The sequence below is a fragment of the Methylophaga sp. UBA1464 genome (assembly GCF_002325665.1).
Classification (GTDB): domain Bacteria; phylum Pseudomonadota; class Gammaproteobacteria; order Nitrosococcales; family Methylophagaceae; genus Methylophaga.
Genome location: NZ_DCSO01000005.1, coordinates 5,900 through 10,400, shown reverse-complemented (window position 1 = coordinate 10,400; position 4,501 = coordinate 5,900). Strand labels below are relative to the sequence as shown.

Sequence of the window (4,501 nt, the reverse complement as noted above, 5' to 3'; positions counted from 1 at the left end):
GAACAATCTTGCAGACCAGCGTTCAGGTAATTTTTGCCAAAGTACCAGCACCAAGACAATGGCTGCAAAGCCAGCTAGTAGCCAACGGAATATGGCAATATCTCCCATGGATAACAGGATCTTCTGGATACCCAATGATGCGGAGGCCATTAAGAGCACCGTAGAAAACTGTTCAATCAAATCATTCAGCGGGTCCAGTATTTGTCCCGGGGTAAGCGTCAGGCCAACCCCCATTGGTTCGATGGACAATTCCGTACCCTGAGCAACTGAAATGACGGCATTCAGTCCACGTGCAATGGCATACACCGTCAGAGTGACTTTAAGCATCTCACTTAGTTGGTTTCCCGCATTTGACTCAAATGGAATGAATGCCAATAGCACGCAACTGAGCATAGTCAGTGCAGCAATACTCTGGCCGCGATGTAATGCTGTTTTCAACAATAACTCCCGTTTGTATATTGGTATTTGTTCATACCCGGACCGACGTGGCAAAACCTATTCCAGTAGATTGTTACATTTGATTGTTATTGTTAAAAGAAATTAAACATGCTTGATGCGCGATACATCTTCACTAAAGTTATCCGGTAAGTCATATTAATCATAGGGCTCATAATTTTTATCAGGTTTATCATCGCGAATCGAGGGTTGTTTTGAATCATGAATCCCCAGAAAATAGAAAACCAGCAATAACAGATAAAAAAACAGTAACCCATCATCAGACACAATACTCAGAATGGCCCAGGCTGGAACAATATAAAACACCAGATTCAACATCACCGTTAACACTTTTCCCAGTCGGCGTTTTCCCAAATCGTATAAATATCCGGCAAACAACCCAGTCATATATCCGCCAACTACTGCAAGAATCAGCAACAGAATCACGCCTATGGTTGAAAACTTATCCATTGATACCCTTATTTAAGATGGCTCCATACAGATAATGACCTGATAAAAACAATTTGTCATTGCCTGTTGATCAGCAATTAATATGACCATCAAAGGTTGGTGTTTGAGCTCAAAAGCAGGCAATATTGTTCCAACGAATATTGCCGTGGAGTTTGCCAATGCGACATCAGCTTTTCATCCTCAGCCTGGTCGGCTGTTTGCTGGGTTGTAATGAACAAACAGACAAGGTTGAGCAGGATAAAATTGATCCTGTTCTGCAATTAACTCACTGGTGTTTTGAGCACTGGAAAGATCAGCAATGGACTATGGGTGAGTCGGATTTGCTGGCCGTGGATAACCTCGCGTTCAGTGAAGGTATTCGTAAAGTTTGCCGGGCACGAGCAGAACTTTATGCAGAGGGTTATGAAATTTATCCCTTCATAACCGATACCATGCAACGAGAAATTTATGCTTTGGTATTTTCAGCTGATATTGAAGACATCAAATCACATTTAAAACAGCATCTGCCAAAACTCAAACGCATTTGAGCTACAGGTTTAATTGCTGATGCAGGCCTTGTCGATAGGCACTGATTGCCGGAATCAGCGCCACCAGAAAACTCGCGATAAGTACTATTGGCAACATAAACAGAAACTCATTAATGATTGATAATCGCGTCAGCAAAATCCCATACTCCTGCAACAACCAGTCTTTCAGTACATACATACTTAATTGCAAACTGATAAAGGCTGAGATTGCCGCGGCCAGACTGATTAATAACGCCTCAATCTGAAGTAAGGCAAACAAAAAGCCAGGCCGATAACCTAAAGCCCGAAGCACTGACAACTCATGTCTACGCTCACGCATTGAAACCAGAAGCATATTGGCCATGCCAATCAAAGCACCTAACAACACAAGTGAGGCAACCAGTAATAATATCTGCTCTACGCTGCTCAGCATCGACCATAAGGACATCAGTGTCGCACCTGGCAGAATTGCCTGTAATGGTTCTTGCCGATATTCATTGATTTGGCGTTGCAGATTAAAGGTCTGTATCCGCGAATTAAGTCCCAGCATAAATGCCGTAATGGTTTCTGGCTGTAAATCTTCTAACTCGGGCGTGGCTGTGTCCGGCATTCGCACCCCGCCCTGCCAGTTGAAATGAATGGCTTCAATGCCTTGTAAACTCACATACACAGATTGATCGACCGGTGTGCCAGTCGGGGCCAGAATACCGGTAATTTTAAACGGATGATCGTCATGTTTACTAAAGCTGGTACTGGCAATACCATGTGCCAGCACAATGGCATCATCTACTTGATAACCCAGTTGTTTGGCGACTTCTGAGCCAATCACCGCATCAAAATGTTCATTAAACGCTTTGCCATGCTGAAAGGTGAGCGTTTGTTTATTCCCAAAGCGGAAAAATTCAAAAAAGTCAGTACTGGTTCCCACCACACGATAACCTCGATGTGAATCCCCCAAAGAAATTGGAATGCTCCATGCCACAGATGGATTCGTCGCAAATTCCTGATAACTTTGCCAGGAAACATTATTGGTCGGCACTCCAATGTGAAATACAGAATACAGCAGAAGATTCACCTGACCGGTACGTGCGCCGACGATCAAATCAACACCCGAAACCGTTTTGCTAAAACTGTCCTTTGCCTGATAACGAATCGTTTCCACGCTCAATAAAACAAAAATACTCACAGTCATCATCAAAATAGTAAGTAACACGCTGACTCGCCGGGCCAACAAACTTTTCCAGGCCAGTTTAAACAGCATGATTTTCTCCTGCATCTACAAATGACTGAATATCCAACTGTCTGGAAAAATGCCGTGCCAGACTGCGATCGTGACTGACAAAGAGTAGTGTTGCCTGTGCCGCTTTGATCTGATCCAGTAACAAATCAACAAAACTGTCACGTGCATCACTGTCCAGAGCTGATGTGGGCTCGTCGACAATTAGTAATTCGGGTTCATTGATAAGGGCACGGACAATGGCCACTCGTTGCTGCTGGCCTACACTCAGTTGAGATGCAGGCCGCATCAGTATTTCAGGATCAAGTTGCAACGCATTCAACAACCCGTCTCTGCGTTGTTGCAGATACTGTTTATCCCTCAAGGAAAAATGACTGGCCAGTTTGATATTGTCTGCAACGGTTAAATACGGGATCAGGTTAAACCGCTGAAACACCATGCCAATATGCCGAGCCCGAAACGCATCACGTTTTCGATGACTGAGCCGGTTGACGATCACATTATCAAGACTGATATTGCCCTGCTGGGGTAACAAGATGCCTGCCAACAGATTCAATAAGGTCGATTTACCTGACCCGGATGGCCCATAAACAAACACCGTTTCACCTTTTTCCACCCGCCAGTGAGCAATTTGCAATAAGGCCTTGTCTGAGTCAGGGTGATAACGAAATTGACAATTTTCTATTTGGATAGCGGGACACTGGGTCATACGTTTACCGAATTGAATGATGGATAATTTATGTCAGTCACTTTATTGTTATAACATACCATTTTCGTTCGAATTTTAACTTCCCGGATACATCATGACCGCACTGAAATATGCAAAGTTCTGGCTTGTTTTTTCCGTCATAGCTGGCCTGACAATAGCGCAACCTCTGTTCGCAAACGACAAATACCAGGCCATCGATTGGGTCGACCTGATGCCAGAAGACGACCTTGAAGCATTAATGAATCCACCGGAATATCTCAGTGAAATCGAAGATGGTTCATTTGAAGATCAAATCAGCAGTCAATTGGTCGGTGCCCTCGAAAGTTCTGCCGATGATCGCTATCAACAGGCCTTAACGTCTGCCAAGGTCAAACCTGAATATGATCAGCGGCAGATTCGTCTACCCGGTTTTATGGTCCCAGTCGAAATGAACGAAAAGCAACTGGTGACCGAATTTTTTCTGGTGCCGTTTTTCGGTGCCTGCATCCATTATCCCCCGCCCCCGCCCAATCAGATTATTTATGTCACATCCAAAGAAGGTGTCGCTCAACAGAATCTGTACGATCCTTATTGGGTTGAGGGCACTCTGACAACCACCATCACCGAAAATGAAGTGGCCGTATCAGCCTATTCGATGACAGCCGACAATATTGAGTTATACGAGGAATAATCCGCTAACACTTTATTGCTGCAAACCGCTGAGGTTGATCCGCAAGCAGATCCTCCTGCACCCCGTAATTAGATAATTTCATCGAATAAAAACGATCGAAGTAGTCTTTCACTGTCGATTCAATCTGCCGATCAAAATGTGGTTTAACGGTCATGGTTTGCCCAAACTGGCGATGTACAAACTCACCTTTTTCGATAATCAACTGACCGTTTTTGAAGACCCATTGGGCTTTTCTGAACATCGCCGCTTTATCATCCTGCTCCCGATAAACCGCAATATCAGCCAATGCGCCAGGTTGCAGATGTCCACGGCCATTCAACCCAAGTAATTTTGCCGGGGCCGCCCGCGTCATAATGGCAATATCATATAAGCTGAATTCCTGTTTCAGATCTTTGAGCAAGGTCAGCTCCATGATCTCCGGATCCAGTTCGGCCAGACAAGCCATGCGAAAATCATAATCCATCAATAGATGC

At 44.5% G+C, this 4,501-nt stretch carries 6 protein-coding genes and 1 pseudogene; 2 read left to right on the top strand and 5 right to left on the bottom strand.

Annotated elements, in window-relative coordinates; genetic code table 11:
• Nucleotides 1-438, bottom strand: a pseudogene (locus tag B3O33_RS00440) (hypothetical protein); the annotation flags it as partial.
• Nucleotides 439-594: 156 nt separating this feature from the next.
• Complete coding sequence (locus B3O33_RS00435; RefSeq protein ID WP_292359772.1) at nt 595-906, bottom strand: hypothetical protein; 312 nt, start codon at nt 904-906, stop codon at nt 595-597.
• Between the two features lie 158 nt (nt 907-1,064).
• Here B3O33_RS00435 and B3O33_RS00430 point away from each other — a divergent pair, with 158 nt between their 5' ends.
• Nucleotides 1,065-1,433: a hypothetical protein gene (locus B3O33_RS00430; RefSeq protein ID WP_292359774.1), complete on the top strand. Its 369-nt coding sequence runs from the start codon at nt 1,065-1,067 to the stop codon at nt 1,431-1,433.
• 1 nt (nt 1,434) lies between these two features.
• On the opposite strand, the gene B3O33_RS00425 is transcribed toward B3O33_RS00430, so the two are convergent.
• Together B3O33_RS00425 and B3O33_RS00420 are read right to left on the bottom strand one after the other, a co-directional pair.
• Nucleotides 1,435-2,673 (bottom strand): ABC transporter permease, encoded by a 1,239-nt coding sequence (locus B3O33_RS00425; RefSeq protein WP_292359776.1) that lies wholly within the window; start codon nt 2,671-2,673, stop codon nt 1,435-1,437.
• Entirely contained in the window at nt 2,663-3,358 is a 696-nt protein-coding gene (locus B3O33_RS00420) for an ATP-binding cassette domain-containing protein (RefSeq protein WP_292359778.1), read from the bottom strand. The genes B3O33_RS00425 and B3O33_RS00420 overlap by 11 nt, the downstream gene beginning before the upstream one ends.
• Nucleotides 3,359-3,452: 94 nt before the next feature.
• Between B3O33_RS00420 and B3O33_RS00415 the strand changes: the two genes are divergently transcribed.
• Nucleotides 3,453-4,028: a DUF3299 domain-containing protein gene (locus B3O33_RS00415; protein WP_292359780.1), complete on the top strand. Its 576-nt coding sequence runs from the start codon at nt 3,453-3,455 to the stop codon at nt 4,026-4,028.
• 4 nt (nt 4,029-4,032) lie between these two features.
• Here the strand turns inward: B3O33_RS00415 and B3O33_RS00410 are convergent.
• The coding region (locus tag B3O33_RS00410) for an amidohydrolase family protein (RefSeq protein ID WP_292362717.1) at nt 4,033-4,501 on the bottom strand (469 nt) is incomplete at its 5' end.